Source organism: Pseudomonas sp. RAC1 (genome assembly GCF_030658255.1).
GTDB classification, from domain to species: domain Bacteria; phylum Pseudomonadota; class Gammaproteobacteria; order Pseudomonadales; family Pseudomonadaceae; genus Aquipseudomonas; species Aquipseudomonas boreofloridensis.
In genome coordinates this window covers 22,102-39,669 of record NZ_JAUTXS020000031.1, presented here as the reverse complement: position 1 = coordinate 39,669, position 17,568 = coordinate 22,102, and the positions used below count along the sequence as shown (strand labels likewise).

21 protein-coding genes are annotated in these 17,568 nt (G+C 62.9%); 10 read left to right on the top strand and 11 right to left on the bottom strand.

Going from position 1 to position 17,568, the window contains the following annotated elements:
• Positions 1-13 precede the first annotated feature (13 nt).
• Entirely contained in the window at positions 14-1,234 is a 1,221-nt protein-coding gene (locus Q7C30_RS10750) for a putative DNA modification/repair radical SAM protein (RefSeq protein ID WP_317871481.1), read from the top strand.
• Positions 1,225-2,058: a TIGR03915 family putative DNA repair protein gene (locus Q7C30_RS10745; protein ID WP_116888006.1), complete on the top strand. Its 834-nt coding sequence runs from the start codon at positions 1,225-1,227 to the stop codon at positions 2,056-2,058. The genes Q7C30_RS10750 and Q7C30_RS10745 overlap by 10 nt, the downstream gene beginning before the upstream one ends.
• A gap of 223 nt (positions 2,059-2,281) precedes the next feature.
• On the opposite strand, the gene Q7C30_RS10740 is transcribed toward Q7C30_RS10745, so the two are convergent.
• A complete protein-coding gene (locus Q7C30_RS10740; protein WP_317871480.1) occupies positions 2,282-3,361 on the bottom strand; it encodes an ABC transporter substrate-binding protein in 1,080 nt (359 codons plus the stop codon).
• A 216-nt stretch (positions 3,362-3,577) separates the two neighbouring features.
• Here Q7C30_RS10740 and Q7C30_RS10735 point away from each other — a divergent pair, with 216 nt between their 5' ends.
• The 3 genes from Q7C30_RS10735 (at position 3,578) to Q7C30_RS10725 (ending at position 7,430) form a co-directional block, all read left to right on the top strand.
• Positions 3,578-5,230 carry a nitrite/sulfite reductase gene (locus Q7C30_RS10735; RefSeq protein ID WP_029614854.1) on the top strand — a complete coding sequence of 551 codons (1,653 nt, stop codon included), beginning with the start codon at positions 3,578-3,580 and terminating at the stop codon, positions 5,228-5,230.
• A complete protein-coding gene (locus tag Q7C30_RS10730) occupies positions 5,214-5,708 on the top strand; it encodes a DUF934 domain-containing protein (protein ID WP_029614853.1) in 495 nt (164 codons plus the stop codon). The genes Q7C30_RS10735 and Q7C30_RS10730 overlap by 17 nt, the downstream gene beginning before the upstream one ends.
• A gap of 141 nt (positions 5,709-5,849) precedes the next feature.
• A complete protein-coding gene (locus Q7C30_RS10725; protein ID WP_317871479.1) occupies positions 5,850-7,430 on the top strand; it encodes a hypothetical protein in 1,581 nt (526 codons plus the stop codon).
• Between the two features lie 87 nt (positions 7,431-7,517).
• Here the strand turns inward: Q7C30_RS10725 and ureG are convergent, their stop codons facing one another.
• Genes ureG through Q7C30_RS10685 form a run of 8 tightly spaced genes read right to left on the bottom strand, consistent with a single transcriptional unit; the run spans position 7,518 to position 13,065 of the window.
• Positions 7,518-8,141: an urease accessory protein UreG gene (gene ureG, locus Q7C30_RS10720; RefSeq protein WP_295481499.1), complete on the bottom strand. Its 624-nt coding sequence runs from the start codon at positions 8,139-8,141 to the stop codon at positions 7,518-7,520.
• Between the two features lie 11 nt (positions 8,142-8,152).
• Positions 8,153-8,827, bottom strand: a complete 675-nt coding sequence (locus Q7C30_RS10715) for an urease accessory protein UreF (RefSeq protein WP_039577072.1) — start codon at positions 8,825-8,827, stop codon at positions 8,153-8,155.
• A complete protein-coding gene (locus Q7C30_RS10710) occupies positions 8,827-9,372 on the bottom strand; it encodes a HupE/UreJ family protein (protein ID WP_039577069.1) in 546 nt (181 codons plus the stop codon). The genes Q7C30_RS10715 and Q7C30_RS10710 overlap by 1 nt, the downstream gene beginning before the upstream one ends.
• 30 nt (positions 9,373-9,402) lie before the next feature.
• The gene (gene ureE, locus Q7C30_RS10705) at positions 9,403-9,870 is read right to left on the bottom strand and encodes an urease accessory protein UreE (RefSeq protein ID WP_295481494.1); all 468 of its coding nucleotides are present in this window, start codon (positions 9,868-9,870) and stop codon (positions 9,403-9,405) included.
• Between the two features lie 10 nt (positions 9,871-9,880).
• Entirely contained in the window at positions 9,881-11,584 is a 1,704-nt protein-coding gene (gene ureC / locus Q7C30_RS10700; RefSeq protein WP_317871478.1) for an urease subunit alpha, read from the bottom strand.
• A complete protein-coding gene (locus Q7C30_RS10695; protein WP_317871477.1) occupies positions 11,581-11,898 on the bottom strand; it encodes an urease subunit beta in 318 nt (105 codons plus the stop codon). Before Q7C30_RS10695 ends, ureC begins: the two co-directional genes overlap by 4 nt.
• A gap of 19 nt (positions 11,899-11,917) precedes the next feature.
• Positions 11,918-12,220: an urease subunit gamma gene (locus tag Q7C30_RS10690; protein WP_029614848.1), complete on the bottom strand. Its 303-nt coding sequence runs from the start codon at positions 12,218-12,220 to the stop codon at positions 11,918-11,920.
• A gap of 11 nt (positions 12,221-12,231) precedes the next feature.
• Positions 12,232-13,065 (bottom strand): urease accessory protein UreD, encoded by an 834-nt coding sequence (locus tag Q7C30_RS10685; RefSeq protein ID WP_317871476.1) that lies wholly within the window; start codon positions 13,063-13,065, stop codon positions 12,232-12,234.
• Positions 13,066-13,575: 510 nt separating this feature from the next.
• On the opposite strand from Q7C30_RS10685, the gene Q7C30_RS10680 reads away from it, so the two are divergent.
• The 3 genes from Q7C30_RS10680 to Q7C30_RS10670 all read left to right on the top strand — a co-directional run bounded on the left by Q7C30_RS10680 (position 13,576) and on the right by Q7C30_RS10670 (position 15,035).
• The gene (locus tag Q7C30_RS10680) at positions 13,576-13,944 is read left to right on the top strand and encodes a histone-like nucleoid-structuring protein, MvaT/MvaU family (protein ID WP_116888000.1); all 369 of its coding nucleotides are present in this window, start codon (positions 13,576-13,578) and stop codon (positions 13,942-13,944) included.
• A 223-nt stretch (positions 13,945-14,167) separates the two neighbouring features.
• Positions 14,168-14,695 (top strand): lactoylglutathione lyase, encoded by a 528-nt coding sequence (gloA, locus tag Q7C30_RS10675; protein ID WP_029614845.1) that lies wholly within the window; start codon positions 14,168-14,170, stop codon positions 14,693-14,695.
• 97 nt (positions 14,696-14,792) lie between these two features.
• Positions 14,793-15,035 carry a hypothetical protein gene (locus Q7C30_RS10670; RefSeq protein WP_317871475.1) on the top strand — a complete coding sequence of 81 codons (243 nt, stop codon included), beginning with the start codon at positions 14,793-14,795 and terminating at the stop codon, positions 15,033-15,035.
• A 39-nt stretch (positions 15,036-15,074) separates the two neighbouring features.
• On the opposite strand, the gene Q7C30_RS10665 is transcribed toward Q7C30_RS10670, so the two are convergent.
• Positions 15,075-15,896 (bottom strand): shikimate 5-dehydrogenase, encoded by an 822-nt coding sequence (locus tag Q7C30_RS10665; protein ID WP_317871474.1) that lies wholly within the window; start codon positions 15,894-15,896, stop codon positions 15,075-15,077.
• A 160-nt stretch (positions 15,897-16,056) separates the two neighbouring features.
• On the opposite strand from Q7C30_RS10665, the gene Q7C30_RS10660 reads away from it, so the two are divergent.
• Together Q7C30_RS10660 and Q7C30_RS10655 are read left to right on the top strand one after the other, a co-directional pair.
• Positions 16,057-16,407: a hypothetical protein gene (locus Q7C30_RS10660; protein ID WP_039577049.1), complete on the top strand. Its 351-nt coding sequence runs from the start codon at positions 16,057-16,059 to the stop codon at positions 16,405-16,407.
• Positions 16,408-16,512: 105 nt separating this feature from the next.
• Positions 16,513-16,695, top strand: coding sequence for a hypothetical protein (locus tag Q7C30_RS10655; protein WP_029614841.1), 183 nt, complete (start codon positions 16,513-16,515; stop codon positions 16,693-16,695).
• A 64-nt stretch (positions 16,696-16,759) separates the two neighbouring features.
• Here Q7C30_RS10655 and Q7C30_RS10650 read toward each other — a convergent pair whose 3' ends face one another.
• A complete protein-coding gene (locus Q7C30_RS10650) occupies positions 16,760-17,404 on the bottom strand; it encodes a glycoside hydrolase family 19 protein (protein WP_317871473.1) in 645 nt (214 codons plus the stop codon).
• Positions 17,405-17,568 lie beyond the last annotated feature (164 nt).

The window sequence follows — 17,568 nt, the reverse complement described above, 5'->3', positions numbered from 1 at the left end:
TCGAGAAGCCTGCATGCAACTCATTGCCAAGCTCGGCATTCTTGCCGACGCCGCCAAGTACGATGCGTCCTGCGCCAGCAGCGGCGCGCCCAAGCGCAGTTCTCGCGGGCAAGAGGGGCTGGGCGCAACCAATGGCATGGGCATCTGCCACAGCTACACGCCTGACGGTCGATGCGTGTCGTTACTCAAGATACTGCTCACCAACTTTTGCTTGTACGACTGCCAGTACTGCGTGAACCGCCGCTCCAGCAATGTACCCAGGGCGCGTTTCAGCCCCGAGGAGGTGGTGCGTCTAACGCTGGATTTCTACCGCCGCAACTGCATCAGTGGTCTGTTCCTGAGCTCGGGCATCATCCGCTCGGCCGATTACACCATGGAGCAGTTGAACCGCGTCGCACGCCTGCTGCGCGAAGAACATGGTTTCCGCGGCTACATCCACCTCAAGACCATTCCCGATGCCGATCCGATGTTGATCGAGGAAGCCGGACGTCTGGCCGATCGCTTGAGCGTGAACGTCGAATTGCCCACCGACGCCAGCCTCAAACGCCTCGCGCCGGAGAAGCAGGCGCACACGATTCGCCAGGCCATGGGCATCATTCATCAGGGCCAGCAGGCGGTGGCCGGCGAGCCGCGAGCACCGCGCTTCACCCCGGCCGGTCAAAGTACTCAGGTGATCGTGGGTGCCGATGCCACTGACGACAGTACGCTGCTGCGCAATGCCGAATCGCTCTACCAGGGCTATGGCCTCAAGCGCGTCTACTATTCCGCCTTCAGCCCCATTCCTGACAGCCCCAACAGCGTGCCATTGGCCGCCCCACCGCTGCTGCGTGAGCACCGCTTGTACCAGGCCGATTTCCTCATGCGCGGCTATGGCTACAAAGCCGGCGAACTCCTCGGCAAGACCGGCAACCTGGCGCTGGACGTCGACCCCAAGCTGGCCTGGGCCCTGGCCAATCGCGACGTCTTCCCGCTGGATCTGAACCGCGCCGAACCCGCCCTGCTCGCCCGCATTCCCGGCATTGGCCTGCGCAGCGTTCAGCGCTTGGTGGCGCTGCGACGCGAGCGGCGCATTCGCTACGATGACCTGATTCAATTGCGCTGTGTGCTGGACAAGGCGCGCCCGTTCATCGTCACCACCGATTACCGGCCTGCCCAAAGCGAATTGCGCAGCGGTTTGCTGAGAGAGCGCTTGCGCGAACCGCAAGCGCCCGTGCAGATGGGCCTGTGGGCATGATCGCGCTGGACTGCGACGACCTGTTCAGCACCTGGCGCTCTCAGGCGCGTACGCTACTGGGGCACGGCATCGACCCGAGCGAGGTCACCTGGGGCCAAGGCCCAATCGACGATCTGCTCGCACTGCCGACTCCGCTACCCGAAGGACCAGGCCCGTTCAGAGCGCGCATACCGGCTACGCTGCTCGAGCAGCTCGAACAGGCCGCACGTTACCGGGGTGATCAACGCTGGAACATGCTGTACGAGGTGCTGTGGCGCGTCGCCCATGGCGACCGCACGGCCATGCTGGCCGGCGACCGGCTTGGCAGCGAGTTGCACAGGCGAATCAAACAGGTCAGTCGTGAAGCCCACCACCTGCACGCGTTTCTTCGTTTCGTCCCGTTGCCAGAACCGATTGCCAGCCATTTGCAATTGGATCTGGTGGCCTTTCACGAGCCCGCACACGACATTCTCGAAAGCGCCAGCAGTCACTTCGCCGACCGCCTCGGACGCCAGCGCTGGCTGATCGCGACGCCAGAAGATGGCATCCGTTTCGATGGGGCGCAATTGGATTACCGCCGACGCTGTCCGCCCGAATGGATCGAGTGGGCCAGGCACGCCGAAGATCCCGGCGCGGAACTCTGGCGCACTTACTACCGCTCCACATTCAATCCTGCTCGGCTCAATCCCGACGCATTACGCTTGCACATGCCTGGCAGGTTCTGGCGGCACTTGCCTGAGGGCATGCTCATTCCGCAACTTGAAGGACTCGCTCGCCAAGGTAAACAACGCGACGGGCAGGCACTGGAAGTCGGCCAGCAACGGGGTAAACGGGTGGGGCGCTAAGCCCGGCGTGAACCGACAGCTTTGCGTCAGGGATGTCCGAGCCAATAGACAGCGGTCACCACCACCAGCACGATCAGACACAGGATCGCCCAGGTGTCGACGCTGACGGCGGGTTTGCGCAGCTTGGTAGGATTAGCCATTGCATTGCCTCTTGGAGTGATTATCGGAATGCACGTCACCCAGCAGTAAAGCCCAGCAATGCCCTTTGCTCAAGCAAGGTCTTTCAGTAATCGACGGGTGACGTCAAAAATGGGTAACGGTAATCACTGGCCTTGCCCTGCGCGCTGTAGCGACGGAAATCGATGCCGTAGTCTGCCCGCTCTTGCAATGCCAACCAGCGCCGCGCCTTCGCCGGGTCGATCGGCTGCAATACCGGTAGGGTGCGCTCCGTGTGACCGTCACGATCAAGCGGCAGGCCCAAGGCATCATCGTGCAGCATCACCATCGCCCAGCCGCCCAGGCTGAAATGCCCACCGACCAGTGCGCTTAGTCGCCCATCGATTCGCGCCCGCAGCGCTTCGGGGGAACTGTTGATCGCGCTGAACAGCACATCGCGGCCCGGCACCCTGCCCGCCGCTTCGAACGCCTGCATGGCCCCAAAGGCCATCTCGTCGTTTGCCGACCACACCAGACGCACCTTCGGATAGCGTTGCACCAGAATCTGCGCCTGCTCGAAAGCCCGCTGGCGGCTCCAGCCACCGGAAACCACCTGACGCAAACGGACTTGGGGAAAATCAGCGAGCGCCCGGCGCATGCCCTGCTCACGCAATTGCGAGGCGGGCGTGGTGCTGATGCCCGAGAAGGCCAACAACTCGATGGGGCCGCTCGTCACTGGAAGACTGGCTACCAGATCGCGCAGCATCTGGTAACCGGCCTGCTCGTCGTTGGTGATCAGCGCACCCAGCAAAGGTGCATAGCTACCAGACTGCGCCTTCACCGCATCGGCCTGGCTGCGCGTCAGGCCGTTGTTGACCAGCACCAGCTTGATCCCGCTGCCACGGGCCAGGCGCATCACCTCCGGCGCTGCATATTGTTCGTTGACCAGCATCAGATAGTCGGGTTTGTGTGGGCTGCGCAGCAATGCACGCACCTGTGCCAGTTGCCGTTCGGCCTGGCGCTCACCGTATTGCACCTGCAACTGCATGCCCAGATTGTCCGCAGCCGCCTGCATGAATCGCGTATAGCTGACCCAGAATGTTTCATCTGAAAGGCCCGGGTTGAGAAACATTACCGAGGCCGCCTGCGCGTTGGCCATCAACGCCAACCCGAGACAAAGGCCGTGACACAGTGCTCTGAAGAGCATTAGGAAAATCCCTACAGCACAAAGGGAAACAGTATACGGGCCTAGCTGGAGGGTTAGAGCAAATAGCAGACAATCTCACTTAGTCCAAATGGTTCTTTTCATATGCAAAAACATCACTTTTGCGCATAAATGCACTCTGCTATCGTTCCCCCGCTCCGATCCGGAGTGCGCGGCCGTGCGCGCGATTAGCTGCATGCAGCCTGAGACAGGACTTTTATGTACGTATACGACGAGTACGATCAGCGGATCATCGAGGACCGCGTCAAGCAGTTCCGTGATCAGACCCGCCGCTACCTGGCCGGTGAGCTGAGCGAAGAAGAATTCCGCCCTCTGCGCCTGCAGAACGGCCTCTACATCCAGCGTTTCGCCCCGATGCTGCGCGTCGCCGTGCCTTACGGTCAGTTGAACGCGCGCCAGGTCCGCATGCTGGCCAAGATCGCCCGCGACTACGACAAGGGCTACGCACACATCAGCACCCGGCAGAACGTGCAGTACAACTGGCCGGCGCTCGAGGACGTTCCCGAGATCCTGGCCGAGCTGGCCACGGTGCAGATGCACGCGATCCAGACCAGCGGCAACTGCCTGCGCAACGTCACCACCGACCAGTTCGCCGGCGTCGCGGCGGATGAACTGATCGACCCGCGCCCATGGTGCGAGATCGTGCGTCAGTGGACCACCTTCCACCCCGAATTCGCCTACTTGCCGCGCAAGTTCAAGATCGCCGTCAACGGCTCGAAGGACGACCGCGCCGCCATCGAAGTGCACGATATCGGCCTGGAACCGGTGTATAACGCGGCCGGAGAGCTGGGCTTCCGAGTCTTGGTCGGCGGTGGCCTGGGCCGTACCCCGGTGATCGGTGCGTTCATCAACGAGTTCCTGCCCTGGCAGGACCTGCTCAGCTACCTCGATGCGATCCTGCGCGTGTACAACCGTTACGGCCGACGTGACAACAAGTACAAGGCGCGCATCAAGATCCTGGTCAAGGCGCTCACCCCTGAGGTCTTCGCCGAAAAGGTCGAGGCCGAGATGGCCCATCTGCGCGGCGGCAGCACCACGCTGACCGAGGCGGAGCTGCAGCGCGTGGCCAAGCATTTCGTCGACCCGCAGTATCTGGCGCTCGACAACGTCGACTTCACTGCCCTGGAGCAGGAAAACCCAGGTTTCGCCCGCTGGCGCTCGCGCAACACCCGTGCCCACAAGAAGCCCGGCTATGTCGCCGTCACCCTGTCGCTCAAGCCCACCGGCGTGGCGCCGGGCGATCTGACCGACAAGCAGCTCGATGCCGTCGCCGATTTGGCCGATCGCTACAGCTTTGGCCACCTGCGCACCTCGCACGAACAGAACATCATTCTTGCCGACGTCGAGCAGCGCCAGTTGCATGCGCTGTGGCTGGAACTGCGCGAAAGCGGTTTCGCCACGCCGAACATCGGCCTGCTGACCGACATCATCTGCTGCCCGGGCGGCGACTTCTGCTCCCTGGCCAATGCCAAGTCGATCCCGATCGCCGAATCCATCCAGCGCCGTTTCGACGACCTGGACTATCTGTTCGACATCGGCGAGCTCGACCTCAACATTTCCGGCTGCATGAACGCCTGCGGCCACCACCATGTGGGCCACATTGGCATCCTCGGCGTGGACAAGAAAGGCGAAGAGTTCTACCAGGTCTCGCTCGGCGGCAACGCTGCGCGCGATGCGAGCCTGGGCAAGATCCTCGGCCCGTCCTTCGCCCAGGACGACATGGCCGATGTGATCGAGAAACTGATCAACGTCTACGTCGAACGACGCAACGAAGACGAACGCTTCATCGACACCTATCAGCGTATCGGCATCGACCCATTCAAGGAACGCGTCTATGCAGCGAATCATTAAGCACAACGAAATCGTCGACGAGACCTGGCACCTGCTGCCCAAGGACGCCTCTTTCGATGAGCTGAGCAACTGCGACGACTACATCGTACCGCTGCAGATGTGGCGCGATCATGGCCACGCGCTGCTCGCGCGTGACGGCGGACTGGGCGTATGGCTGGACAGCGACGAGGAAGCCGAGGAAATCGGCGAGCAGGTGCAGCACTTCCAGGTCATCGCGCTGAATTTCCCGGCCTTCACCGACGGACGCAGCTATTCCAACGCCCGTCTACTGCGTGATCGCTATCAGTACAAGGGCGAATTGCGTGCCATCGGCGATGTACTGCGCGACCAGCTGTTCTACATGGCGCGCTGCGGTTTCGATGCCTTCGCTATCCGTGCCGACAAGGATCCGCAGGATGCACTGCAAAGCCTGAAAGACTTCTCGGTGACCTACCAAGGCGCCACCGACGAGCCATTGCCCCTGTTCCGACGCCGCTGATCGTCGCCGCTTATCCGTTACACCACGGTGAAAGCCGCTCTTCTCGGAGCGGCTTTCACCGCCCCAACGCTCCGCCATTTTCCTCATGCATTTCATTGCCCGGCCGATACCCCGATATCCACTCGAATCGGCAGGACGCTCATGACTTCGATCACCGCCGTGCAAACCCTCGCCCCGAGGGTCGCCCTCGCGCAACCGCCCACAGCACTGACCAGGGCCGCAGATACCCTGACCGCCGCCGCCAATGTGCCGAGCAGCACCGTCTCCCTGGGGCAGCCGACCATCGCCAGCGAGCCGCAGACCTACACTCGCCAAGGGCTGCTGCCCGGGCAGACGCGCTATGTCTGGGAGAACGACAGCCAGGACAAGCTGGCTACCTCGCTGCTCACAGCGTTCAAGACGTCCAGTACCGCCGGACGTTTCAACGGCATCGGCGCGGCGTTGATCGAGCAGTTGGTACGCAACGGCGGCAGCGGCATTTCGCAATCGGTTTTCGCCGTTAGCGACGACTCGCCCATCAACCCTGCAGTGCTGAAGTTGCAGCAGACACGCTTGCGCGAGAACCCCGACAATGGCGTCAGCTTCAGCCTGACCACGGCCTCTGGCGCGACCATCAGGCTGTCGCTGGCCAGCGGCGAGAAAGGCCTGGCGGTCAGCGCCGAGGTGGATGGCGGCGAATTGAGCGACGACGAACTGCGCGGTTTGGGCAAACTCGCCGACAGCTTCCAGTCGACCATCGATGGCTTGAAGGCACAGCCCCCGCAGTTGAAGTTGGGCGCACTGGCCAAGCTCGACACCACCCTGTTCTCGTCGCTGCAGATGAACGCCAAACTGCAGACGCCCACCGGCGAACAGCGTTTCACCCTCGACCTCAACGAGCGCACGCGCAAGCTCAGCCTGGAAGGCCCCACGGGGGAGGTTCGCCTGAGCCTCGACACCCATGACGGCGAGCTGCTGGGCAGCGCAGATCAACGCAAGGCCGCGATCGCCAACTACCTGACCCAGTTCGATGCCGCCCAGCGTCGCGGCCGCGCCGATGAGAATCTGATGGGCCTATTCAAGGACGCCTTCAGCCAGCTCAACAGCCTGGACGACACCCGCCCGACCGCTGTGCAGAAACCGTTCTCCATGACCGACAAGGACCGCGCCCTGCTCAGTGGCCTGGCCGATTTCAGCGCCTCGATCAGCGAAACTGCACAACGTAACAACCCGATGCGCCAGGACGAAACGGACAGTTTCACCTTCAGTGCGTCGCAGCAGACCGATATTCAACGCCAGGGCCTGCAGGACTATTCGGTGCAGCAGCGCCAGCAAAGCAAGCTCGATGCCTCGTTCCACCAGGGTGCCAATCCACTCATGGCGCTGTCGCTGGGCAGCGACCGCGAATCGCAGAACTACAGCTACCATGTGATCGACGACCAGGCCAGCAGCACCACGCGCCTGGGCTTCGACAAGGGCAAGCTGGTCGAAGCCAGTGCTACCCAGCAGGCCAGCCAGAAGGAGCGCATCCTCACCTACGTCAACGGCGACCTGAAGAGCGACGTGACCACACCCAAGGCCGTGACCCAGTCGCGCAACCTGCAAAGCCTGCTCAAGGACGCGTTCGAGCAAGAGCGCATCGCTCAGCGCGACCGCGGCGACTCGGTGCTCGAAGGGCTGTTGCAGGGCCAGCGCAGCCAGTGGTGGCTGCAGACGGATCCGGCGAAGATCGCGGCGGGATGAGCGACACCGTGCGGCGCCTGCCCTGCGGCCACAGCCGCGATGCAGGCGCCGCGATTGCACGCACCGCCTACGCCCAGACGACCCACACTACCCCCTGACCCCGAGCATGCCGCGATCAACGATGAAATCGATGATCGCCTGCAAGCCTTCGCCTTTCTTCAGGTTGCTGAATGTCCACGGCCGCGCTGGGCGCATGCGGTTGGTATCGCGCTCCATCACCTCCAGCGACGCACCCACGTAAGGCGCCAAGTCCGTCTTGTTGATGACCAGGAAGTCCGACTTGGTGATCCCCGGTCCACCCTTGCGTGGAATCTTCTCGCCTTCGGCCACATCGATCACATAGATCGTCAGGTCGGCCAACTCGGGGCTGAAGGTGGCGCTGAGGTTGTCGCCACCGCTCTCGACGAAGATCACTTCCAGGTTGCCGAACTTGCGCGCCAGCGCTTCTACCGCCGCCAGGTTCATCGAGGCGTCCTCACGGATTGCGGTATGCGGGCAGCCGCCGGTTTCCACACCGACGATACGCTCGGGCTCCAGCGCGCCGGCTTCGGTCAGGATGCGCTGGTCTTCCTTGGTGTAGATATCGTTGGTGACCACGGCGATGTGGTAGTGATCGCGCATGGCTTTGCACAGCGCTTCGAGCAGCGCGGTCTTGCCGGAGCCGACCGGGCCGCCGACACCGACGCGCAGGGGTTGCTGATAGCTTTGCATGCAGGTAGTCCTCAAGAACGGAACAATCGGGTGTATTGGGTTTCGTGACGCGAAGAAGCAATGGCCAGCAATGGCAATCCGCCGCCGAGCTGGTGGTCTTCGAGTATCAGCGCCTGATCGAGCACAGTGGGCAACTCGGCGCTCAGATCGCGTAGCAGGGTCTGGGCCGCCTGCTGGCCGAACGGCACCAGCTTGACACCGGCCATCACCGCACCTTCCAGCCAGGCGAAGCCGTGGCCCAGGGCCAAGTCGCGCAAGGGAATGGCCCAGTGCGCGCCCAGCCAGGCCATGCCGCCGAGCTGCGACAGCTCGAGACTGTCGCGCCAGGCCGGGGCCTGAGCGAGTTGCCAGCCGTCGAGCAGACGCGCAAACGCGCTGCCGCGCTGGCGCTCCTCCAGGCGCAGCTCGGCCGTCTCGCGGTTGGCCAGGAGGAAGCGGGTCCAATGGCCGAAGGCGTCGGCATCATCGTCTTGGCAGGCCTGATACAAGCGCGCCAACAGCGGCCAGTCCAGCCCGCCGAGGGTGTCGTGCAGTTGCTCGCGCTGCCAGGTGCAGAAGCCCGCGGTATCACGTACCCAGCCTGCTTCCACGGCCCACTCGAGGCCCTGCGAATAGGTGAAGCCACCCACTGGCAGGCCGGGGCTGGCCAGTTGCAGCAGGCGCAGCAGCGCCAGGTCGGCGCTCATCAGCCGACCAGCACGAAGGCAGCGCCCGCCAGCAGGCCGCCGCCGAACAACTGCTGCAACTTACTATGGCGACGCAGCAGGCAACCGACGCCGAAGCCGGCCACCAACAGCAACGCGCTGACGCTGACGAAACCTGCGCTGAACACCCAGAAGGCGCTCGGGGTGGCCTCGACACCGTGGGCCCAGCCGTGGAACAGGGCGAACACCGGCATGACCAAGGCCAGCAGCATTTGCCGGCTGGGCAGCAACAGTGCGCCGGCAGCCACGACCAGCGACAGGGTGATCAGGGTTTCGACACCGACCAGGTCACCGAACAGATGACCCAGCACAGCGCCGCCGAACATCGCCGACAGCGTGGCCAGAGGCAGCGACAGGGTACGACCCGTCAGCGCGGCCAGTACGCCGGTCCCCAGCAACATCAGCAGATGGTCCAGGCCGGTCAAGGGGTGCAGCAAGCCATCCTGCAACGGGTTGCTGTCGTGACCGGGATGAGCGAAGGCTGGCAGGGCAATCATCAGCAACGCGAGGGCTAGGGCTTTTTTCATCGTGTGCTCCAAGGCAGTTCTTCAATAGATTTACAGGCGGACGAAGGGGTGATTGTGGTTGTGTCCGTGCGCAGCGCTCTGATAGGCGCCCGCCTCCGGCTCGAACGGCGCCTGCTCCTGCAGCACATCGAGGCCCAGGCCGCTGACCATTTCGTCCAGCACATGGTCGTGCTGGTAGCGCAGCAGGCCAGGCTCGATCTGCAGCGGTACGTGACGGTTGCCCAAGTGATAGGCGGCGCGGGCCAGCAGCAGCGGATCGGCGCAGCGCACCGTCGACACCTGCTCGGGCGCCGCCAGCACGCGCACTGCGTGCAGGCCGTCGGCATCGGCGAGCAGTTCGCCGCCGCGCAGCAAATGCCCGCGCGCCAGCATCAGGCCGGCCTCACGGCCATCGTCGAGGGTCACGCGCAGGCGGCTCTTGATCCGGCTGTCCACGTCCAAGGTAACGGTGCCGGTCACCGAGGCGGCCTCGGCGATGCGGCGAGTCAGGACAATCATGCTTGCTCCTTCAAAACAGAAAATAGCGCTGGGCCAGCGGCAGCTCGCTGGCCGGCTCACAGACCAGCAGTTCGCCATCGGCACGCACCTGGTAGGTCTGGGCATCGACTTCGATCACCGGTTGCAGGCCGTTGTGCACCATGTCCGCCTTGCGCACCCGACGACAGCCTCGGGTCACGCCGATGAGGCTGCGCAACCCCAGCTCGTCGGGCAGCCCGCGATCCAGGGCGGCCTGGGGCAGAAAGGTCATGCGCGTGGCGTGGCGCGCATCGCCGAAACTGCCGAACATCGGCCGGTAATGCACCGGTTGCGGCGTGGGGATCGAGCCGTTGACGTCGCCCATGGGGGCGGTGACGATCATCCCACCCTTGATCACCAGCGCCGGCTTGACGGCGAAGAAGGCGGGCGACCAGAGCACCAGGTCGGCCAGCTTGCCCACTTCCACCGAGCCCACTTCGTGGGCGATGCCATGGCTGAGCGCCGGATTGAGGGTGTACTTGGCGATGTAGCGCTTGACCCGGAAGTTGTCGCTGTAGTCGCCATCAGGCGCCAGCGGGCCGCGACGCAGCTTCATCTGGTGCGCCACCTGCCAGGTACGCAGCACCACCTCACCCACCCGGCCCATGGCCTGGGAGTCGGAGGAGGTCATGGAAAACGCCCCCATGTCGTGAAGGATGTCTTCGGCGGCGATGGTTTCGCGACGGATGCGCGACTCGGCGAAGGCCACGTCTTCGGCGATGCTCGGGTCCAGGTGATGGCAGACCATGAGCATGTCCAGATGCTCATCGACGGTGTTGCGGGTGTAGGGCAGTGTCGGATTGGTCGAGGATGGCAGCACGTTGGCCTGGCCGGCTGCGCGGATGATGTCCGGTGCATGCCCGCCACCAGCACCCTCGGTGTGGAAGGTGTGGATGGTGCGGTCGCCGATGGCCGCCAGGGTGTCTTCGATACAGCCGGACTCGTTGAGGGTATCACTGTGAATGGCCACCTGAATGTCCATTTCCTCGGCCACCCCCATGCAGCAATCGATGGCCGCCGGCGTAGAACCCCAGTCCTCGTGCAGCTTCATGCCCATGGCCCCGGCGGCAACCTGCTCGCGCAGGGGCTCGGGTCTGGAGACATTGCCCTTGCCCAGCAAGCCGATGTTGATCGGCAGACCGTCTGCGGCCTGGAGCATGCGTGCCAAGTACCAGGGGCCCGGGGTGCAGGTGGTGGCGTTGGTGCCGGTAGCAGGTCCGGTTCCGCCGCCAATGAAGGTGGTGACGCCGCTGGCCAGCGCTTCATCCACCTGCTGCGGACAGATGAAGTGAATGTGGCTGTCGATGCCGCCGGCGGTGACGATCTTGCCTTCGGCGGCGATCACCTCGGTGCAGGCGCCGATCGGGATGGTGACCCCAGGTTGCACATCGGGGTTGCCAGCCTTGCCGATGGCCACGATACGCCCGCCACGTACGCCGATGTCGGCTTTGACGATCCCCCAGTGGTCGATGATCAGCGCGTTGGTCAGCACCAGATCGACCGCGTCGGCGGCGACCATCTGCCCTTGCCCCATGCCGTCGCGAATCACCTTGCCACCGCCGAACTTGACCTCTTCGCCATACAGCGTGAAGTCCTTTTCCACCTCGACCCACAGCGCGGTATCGGCCAGGCGTACGCGGTCGCCCACGGTGGGGCCGAACATGTCGGCGTAAGCCCGCCGAGAAATGCGGCTCATGCCCTGCCCTCCAGCGTGCCCATCACCTGGCCTTGGAAACCATAGACTTCGCGCTTGCCGGCGTAGCACACCAGTTGCACGGTGCGCGATTGGCCAGGCTCGAAGCGCACGGCTGTGCCGGCGGGAATGTCCAGGCGAAACCCGCGCGTCGGTGCGCGTTCGAAGACCAGCGCCTGGTTGACCTCGAAGAAGTGATAGTGCGAGCCGACCTGGACAGGGCGGTCGCCGTGGTTGGCCACACTGACGCTGACCCGCTCGCGGCCGACGTTGAGTTCGATGTCGCCCGCGGCGACCTGGATTTCTCCGGGAATCATGCTTGCCTCCTGGGCAGGTTCAGACGATCGGCTCGTGCACGGTCACCAGCTTGGTGCCGTCAGGAAAGGTCGCTTCGACCTGGATGTCATGGATCATCTCCGGCACGCCGTCCATGACCTGATCGCGCCTCAACACCTCGCGTCCCAGACTCATCAGTTCCGCGACCGTACGGCCATCGCGGGCGCCTTCCATCACCGCAGCACTGATCAGCGCCACCGCTTCGGGGTAGTTGAGCTGCAGTCCACGGGCCAGGCGACGCTCGGCCACCAGCGCGGCGGTGAACAGCAGCAGTTTGTCTTTCTCTCGGGGGGTCAGCTCCATGGCGGGCTCTCTCAGGTGGCCCAGATGCGCGGCGGGCACGGTGCCAGGCCGAGAACGGCCGGGCGCAGCACATGCCAGAGGCGCTGCAGGGTACGTTGCAAGTGTTGGTTGTCGTGGTCGAGCAGGCGGATGACCAGTAAAGGCCCGAGCAGCGTGGCGCCAGCCGGGATGTTCAGTTCCTCGAGCAACTGACGCACCTGGTCGAGCAGGTGCGTGTCGGCCGGCGCGGCGCAGAACGTCGCCACGAGGGGGTGACCGCCGAGCTTTTCCAGCCGCCCGCCTTCGATGCGCAAGCGCTCGTGCAGGCCAGGATCGTCCGGCAGGTCGATGCGCAAGCAACTGTCCAGGGCGCCGTGGTCGAAACGTTCGTTCATGGCCGGTCGGCCCAGGCACAGCGTTTCCCAAGCCAGTAACCGAGCGCCAGGTTCAAGCGTGAAACGACTCTCCAGGCGCACTCGGGCCCCGTCGAACAGGATGCTGTCCTGGGGCAGCCACTCCAGTGTGCTGCCGGCCTGCAGATGGAAATGTTGGGCGACCTGGGCGGTCGGCCCGATACTGCGGTAGAACTTGCTCGCGCCGGGCATGGTGAGCAAAGCATGGCTGCCCGGCTCCAACTGTATGTCGAGCTCCAGACGGTCACCGGCCACGATCCCGCCGGGCGGATGGAGAATATAGACGTGACAGGGCGCGCCCTCCGGATAGAACGGACGCTGCACCAGAAGAGGGCCAAAATGCTTGCGCGCACCAAGACGAGTCACAGTTTCGCGTTGAACAAAGCGCAACTGCAGGAACGCACTCCAGCCTTGATCATGGTGCAAATTATCGAGTTGTAGCGCGAACGCCATCCTGCCGCCCCTGAAATCCGTGGTTCGGGCCACCTTCGAGTCACCGACGCGCCTAAGTGCGAGGCTGGGTGTGGGTGGCCTGTGCGAGATCGCCATCGAGATATTGCAGGTTGCGGGCCAACCGCGCGCATGAACAATGATGAAGAGTACGCGCCGGCATGGGGCGCACAGGGCCAGCGTGCTCAATCTCAGGGCTGGCGTGAGCGCGTTTTCGGTGCCAGACCGGCAATCGGGATCGAGCGCCGGATTAGCGCAATAGGTTATGCATCGGTTCGCATCCCGTTCCGAAGGCTGAATCCCGACCACGGATGAATGCGATAAACACCCCAAAGATGCAGCACGGGCTAACGGGAAAGTTCAAACATTCAGATATAAAAGTTGAGGTTTACCGAACTCCAGCACCCGACTACACTCCCAACACATAAGCAGTTTCTTTATCCAAGCGGCCAGCCTTAATTGTTCGAGCATGCTTTTTACAGCCTGCCGCGCCCACTGACGGGAGTAATCATAGTGTCCAGACTTGCAGAGTTTCGCGCAGCGGAAAAAGCACTCCAGGAGCAAATCGCCCAACTGGAAGCCATGAAAAAGGATTCCAGTCTCAAACGTGAAATGGAATTCGAACAGAAACTTCTCGGGCTGATGAAGACCTATGACAAGGGCCTGCGTGAAATCGTCGCGATCCTTGATCCAAAGGCCTCCAAAGCGCCCGCAAAGACGACAGGGAGTGCGCCGAAACAGCACCGCAGGCCTCGTGTGGTCAAGGTCTATGAAAACCCGCATACCGGCGAGCTGATCGAAACTAAAGGGGGCAACCATCGGGGCCTCAAGGCCTGGAAAGAACAGTACGGTGCAGCCACCGTGGATTCTTGGGTTCGCTGATGAAACGTCAACGCCCGCTTCACAGTTTTTTCACAAGCCGTGGGCGAATATTGAACCAGCTAAAGGATTAGCGACCCCATCAAGCGCCCGCACATGCGGGCCTCTAATTCCAGCGCCCTGCTCATGCAGGGCGCTTTCGTTTGCGCAATCGGTTCAGTGCCGTATCATGGGCGTTCTGTTTTTCCGTCGACACTCAGCTGTCGACCCCGTCTGTGGAGTTCCCATGAGCCTGAATGATCTGCAAACACTGCCTGGCGTTACTGCCCAGCCCGACAGCGCAACCGCCCAGTTCGTGTTCAACCACACCATGCTGCGGGTCAAGGACATCGAGAAGTCGTTGGACTTCTACACCCGCGTTCTGGGTTTTCGCGTTGTCGACAAACGTGACTTCCCCGCTGCCGAGTTCAGCCTGTACTTCCTGGCCTTGGTGGAGCCGGCACAGATTCCCGTCGATGACGCCGCACGTCACCAGTGGATGAAATCAATTCCCGGTGTTCTGGAACTGACCCACAACTACGGCACCGAGAAAGATCCCGAGTTTGCCTACCATGATGGCAATACCGATCCACGCGGCTTTGGTCACATCTGTGTCTCGGTACCCGATGTACGCGTCGCCTGCGAGCGCTTTGAAGCGCTCGGCGTGCCCTTCCAGAAACGCCTGCAGGACGGGCGGATGAACCACTTGGCTTTCATCAAGGATCCGGACGGCTACTGGGTCGAGGTGATCCAACCTACCGAGCTCAAAGGCTGACTCCAGCCCACACGCTCGTCGGGGCCGGGAACTTCCGGCCCTTCGTTGTGGTACATAGCAAGAGGCCCTTGCACACCACCACAGCGAGGTAATCACGATGCAATCCCTTCATTGCGAGTACCGCGATCACACCATCACCGCCAGCGTGATGCCGCACCCTGACTCTCCCCTCCCCTACGCCGCTGGCTGCCTGATCACTGATCCAGAGGGTCATACCAGCCGACGATTCTCGATACCCATGAAGTTCTTCTCGGATCTGGAGAACGCCCAGCATGTGTCACTGGCGCACGGACGGGCGCTCGTGGATGAGCGCTTGGACCGGGGACAACAGGTTATCTGAACCTGTAGCGGCCATCACGGGCTGATCCGTGATGGCCGCTTAACCTTCCCGTGCGTAGGCCACGGCGGATTCGACTTGCTCGGCCGTCGGCCTGATCCCGGTGTACAACACGAACTGCTCGAGCGCCTGCAACGCGATCACCTCCAACCCTGTGATCACAGGTTTACCCAGCTTCTCGGCCAGTTGCACCAAGGGCGTACGGGCCGGCAATGCCACCACATCGAATACCCGCTCGGCAGCGGCGACCGCCGCATGCGGGAAGGCAAGCGCCTGCGCGTCCGCGCCACCGGCCATCCCGATGGGCGTGACGTTGATCAGCATCGGCGGACATAGGTCGTCCATCTCGGGCTGCCAGGCGTAACCGCAGACATCTGCCAACTGGCGCCCTGCCTGCTCGTTGCGGGCGACGATCAGCCCCTGGTTGAATCCGGCATCGCGCAAGGCACTGGCTACCGCCTTGGCCATGCCGCCGCTGCCGCGTAGGGCGAAGGCCGTTTGCGGGTCGAGCCCGTGCTGCTCCAACAACTGGCGCACCGCCAGGTAGTCAGTGTTGTAGGCTTTCAGACGGCCCTGCGTGTTGACCAGCGTATTGACCGATTCGATTGCCGCAGCGGAGGGATCGATTTCGTCCACCAGCGCCATGCACGCCTCTTTGTAGGGCATGGATACGCCACAGCCGCGAATGCCCAGGGCGCGGATGCCGGCCACTGCGGCCGGCAGGTCCTCGGTGGTCATGGCCTTGTAGTAATAGTCCAGACCTAACTGCTGGTAGAGATGATTGTGAAAGCGCACGCCAAAGGTGCCCGGCCGACCGGCCAATGAAATGCACAGTGTGGTGTCCCTGCTGGGTGCGATGGTCATCTTAGCTGAAGTCCTTGCGAGCTGAATCGATTCGCGCAGCGTAGCAGAGACGACCGCCGGTCGTCCTTACATAACCTTTACCTTGTCTTCGCACTGGCTTGACGGTTTTCCCGGTCTTATGAGCAAGCCCCATAGGTGGGGTCATCGCGAGGATCCATTCATGAATCGTCTCATCCCCGGAATCGCCCTGCTGGTCGGTGCCCTGGCCGTCAGCGGCCCTGCGGCGGCCCATGGTCACGGCTGGGGTCCAGGTCCGGTGCTTGGCGCCGCCGTGGTCGGTGCAGTCGTTGGCGCTACGGTCTACGGAGGGCATGACCGCACGGTGTATGTCGAGCGCGCGCCGACCTACTACGCGCCTCCACCGGTGTATGTACAGGCACCGCCACCCCCGCCGCCACCTCCGGGTTATTACCAACCTTACGTGGTCGAACGTTACGTACCGGCGCCACCCCCGGTGTATCGCCGCTACTACGGACCACCGCCGGTGTATTACGGCCCGCCGCGGTGGTGAGCCACGGCGACCGTTGATAAAACTAATGACCACTATCGATGAAGTTGATTTTCACCCACCCCAGGTACTCGGTAAGTTAGCAACATGTTCTGCAGGAGGTTCATCATGCCCACTATCCAAATCGTCTCAGTCGTAGGCAGTGCAGTCCCGGCCACGCTACGTGCGCAAGGACTGCTGGCTTGCTGGTATCTGGTGCGCAATGGCGAACCGGTCGGCGGCCCGGTGACGTCGCGGCACATGGCACAAGCCATGGCAGACCGACTGGAAGCGGATGTGCTGACCGCCTGAAACACCTGTTATTGCGTTGCTCCCTACGCTCTCTTGACCCGCCTTTTGGCGGGTTTTTTTTGCGCTACGCTGAGCCGATCGGTTTACCGAGCACCTCCAGCGCTGTCTGGTACAGCGCCATCCGTTGCGCGGCGCCATGCGCAACACGTCCGGGCTGGCCGGTGTTGATGATGCTGCCTATATCGGCGATTCGCTGCGCATCGGCCAGTTCATTCAGGCCATGACTGGCCCACCACCAAGCTGCGGACTGCGCAGCGGCTTCGGCCCCCTCCAGCAGCTCCGGTTGCTCTTCCAGGGGCAGCCCAAGCGCCTGAGCGGCCGCACAGTAGTTGTCCCGTCCAGTCAACTGGATCAGACCGCGCCCACGATAGCGCCAGCCATCGCCGGAGTCTGCCGGACCATTGCCCATACGGGCGCTGTAGACATGATTGGCAATTTTCTCTGGCTGACGCGCGCAGGCTTCAGCGGTCTGCGCGTCAAACCGCTTGGGCCAGGTCCGCAACAAGGCTTCGGCGCTGTAGTTGAGGTTTTCTACAAGGCAGCACAAATGTGCCGACTCGTGTCCCACCTGGGCGATAAAGGCGGCGAGTCGCAGAGGGCGGTCGATTTCCCACTGCGATACAGCACCATTGAGGGCGGGCAGGAACGATTCGGCGACGGGGCGCGAGTGGGGAAGTATGTGCAGCAATTGCTGCTCGGTAATCCGCATTGGGCAGTCTCCAACCAAGGAACACATGATGAACGTGGCTCGATCAGGCCGCATATGGCGGGATGACCGAAGCCGCCGTCCAGGTTGCGCACCCTAGTTGTGCGGTACAACACGGCAACGTTTCCTGTCCTCGCTCCAGCGCAGCGAGAGACTGCAGGTGGTGT

What these genes read in the sequence shown, in the direction of transcription:
- Q7C30_RS10750 (WP_317871481.1), top strand. Translation starts at nt 14, where the DNA reads ATGCAACTCATTGCCAAGCTCGGCATTCTTGCCGACGCCGCCAAGTAC.
- Q7C30_RS10740 (WP_317871480.1), bottom strand. Translation starts at nt 3,361, where the DNA reads ATGCTCTTCAGAGCACTGTGTCACGGCCTTTGTCTCGGGTTGGCGTTG.
- Q7C30_RS10735 (WP_029614854.1), top strand. Translation starts at nt 3,578, where the DNA reads ATGTACGTATACGACGAGTACGATCAGCGGATCATCGAGGACCGCGTC.
- Q7C30_RS10730 (WP_029614853.1), top strand. Translation starts at nt 5,214, where the DNA reads ATGCAGCGAATCATTAAGCACAACGAAATCGTCGACGAGACCTGGCAC.
- Q7C30_RS10725 (WP_317871479.1), top strand. Translation starts at nt 5,850, where the DNA reads ATGACTTCGATCACCGCCGTGCAAACCCTCGCCCCGAGGGTCGCCCTC.
- ureG (WP_295481499.1), bottom strand. Translation starts at nt 8,141, where the DNA reads ATGCAAAGCTATCAGCAACCCCTGCGCGTCGGTGTCGGCGGCCCGGTC.
- Q7C30_RS10715 (WP_039577072.1), bottom strand. Translation starts at nt 8,827, where the DNA reads ATGAGCGCCGACCTGGCGCTGCTGCGCCTGCTGCAACTGGCCAGCCCC.
- Q7C30_RS10710 (WP_039577069.1), bottom strand. Translation starts at nt 9,372, where the DNA reads ATGAAAAAAGCCCTAGCCCTCGCGTTGCTGATGATTGCCCTGCCAGCC.
- ureE (WP_295481494.1), bottom strand. Translation starts at nt 9,870, where the DNA reads ATGATTGTCCTGACTCGCCGCATCGCCGAGGCCGCCTCGGTGACCGGC.
- ureC (WP_317871478.1), bottom strand. Translation starts at nt 11,584, where the DNA reads ATGAGCCGCATTTCTCGGCGGGCTTACGCCGACATGTTCGGCCCCACC.
- Q7C30_RS10695 (WP_317871477.1), bottom strand. Translation starts at nt 11,898, where the DNA reads ATGATTCCCGGAGAAATCCAGGTCGCCGCGGGCGACATCGAACTCAAC.
- Q7C30_RS10690 (WP_029614848.1), bottom strand. Translation starts at nt 12,220, where the DNA reads ATGGAGCTGACCCCCCGAGAGAAAGACAAACTGCTGCTGTTCACCGCC.
- Q7C30_RS10685 (WP_317871476.1), bottom strand. Translation starts at nt 13,065, where the DNA reads ATGGCGTTCGCGCTACAACTCGATAATTTGCACCATGATCAAGGCTGG.
- gloA (WP_029614845.1), top strand. Translation starts at nt 14,168, where the DNA reads ATGAGCCTGAATGATCTGCAAACACTGCCTGGCGTTACTGCCCAGCCC.
- Q7C30_RS10670 (WP_317871475.1), top strand. Translation starts at nt 14,793, where the DNA reads ATGCAATCCCTTCATTGCGAGTACCGCGATCACACCATCACCGCCAGC.
- Q7C30_RS10665 (WP_317871474.1), bottom strand. Translation starts at nt 15,896, where the DNA reads ATGACCATCGCACCCAGCAGGGACACCACACTGTGCATTTCATTGGCC.
- Q7C30_RS10660 (WP_039577049.1), top strand. Translation starts at nt 16,057, where the DNA reads ATGAATCGTCTCATCCCCGGAATCGCCCTGCTGGTCGGTGCCCTGGCC.
- Q7C30_RS10655 (WP_029614841.1), top strand. Translation starts at nt 16,513, where the DNA reads ATGCCCACTATCCAAATCGTCTCAGTCGTAGGCAGTGCAGTCCCGGCC.
- Q7C30_RS10650 (WP_317871473.1), bottom strand. Translation starts at nt 17,404, where the DNA reads ATGCGGATTACCGAGCAGCAATTGCTGCACATACTTCCCCACTCGCGC.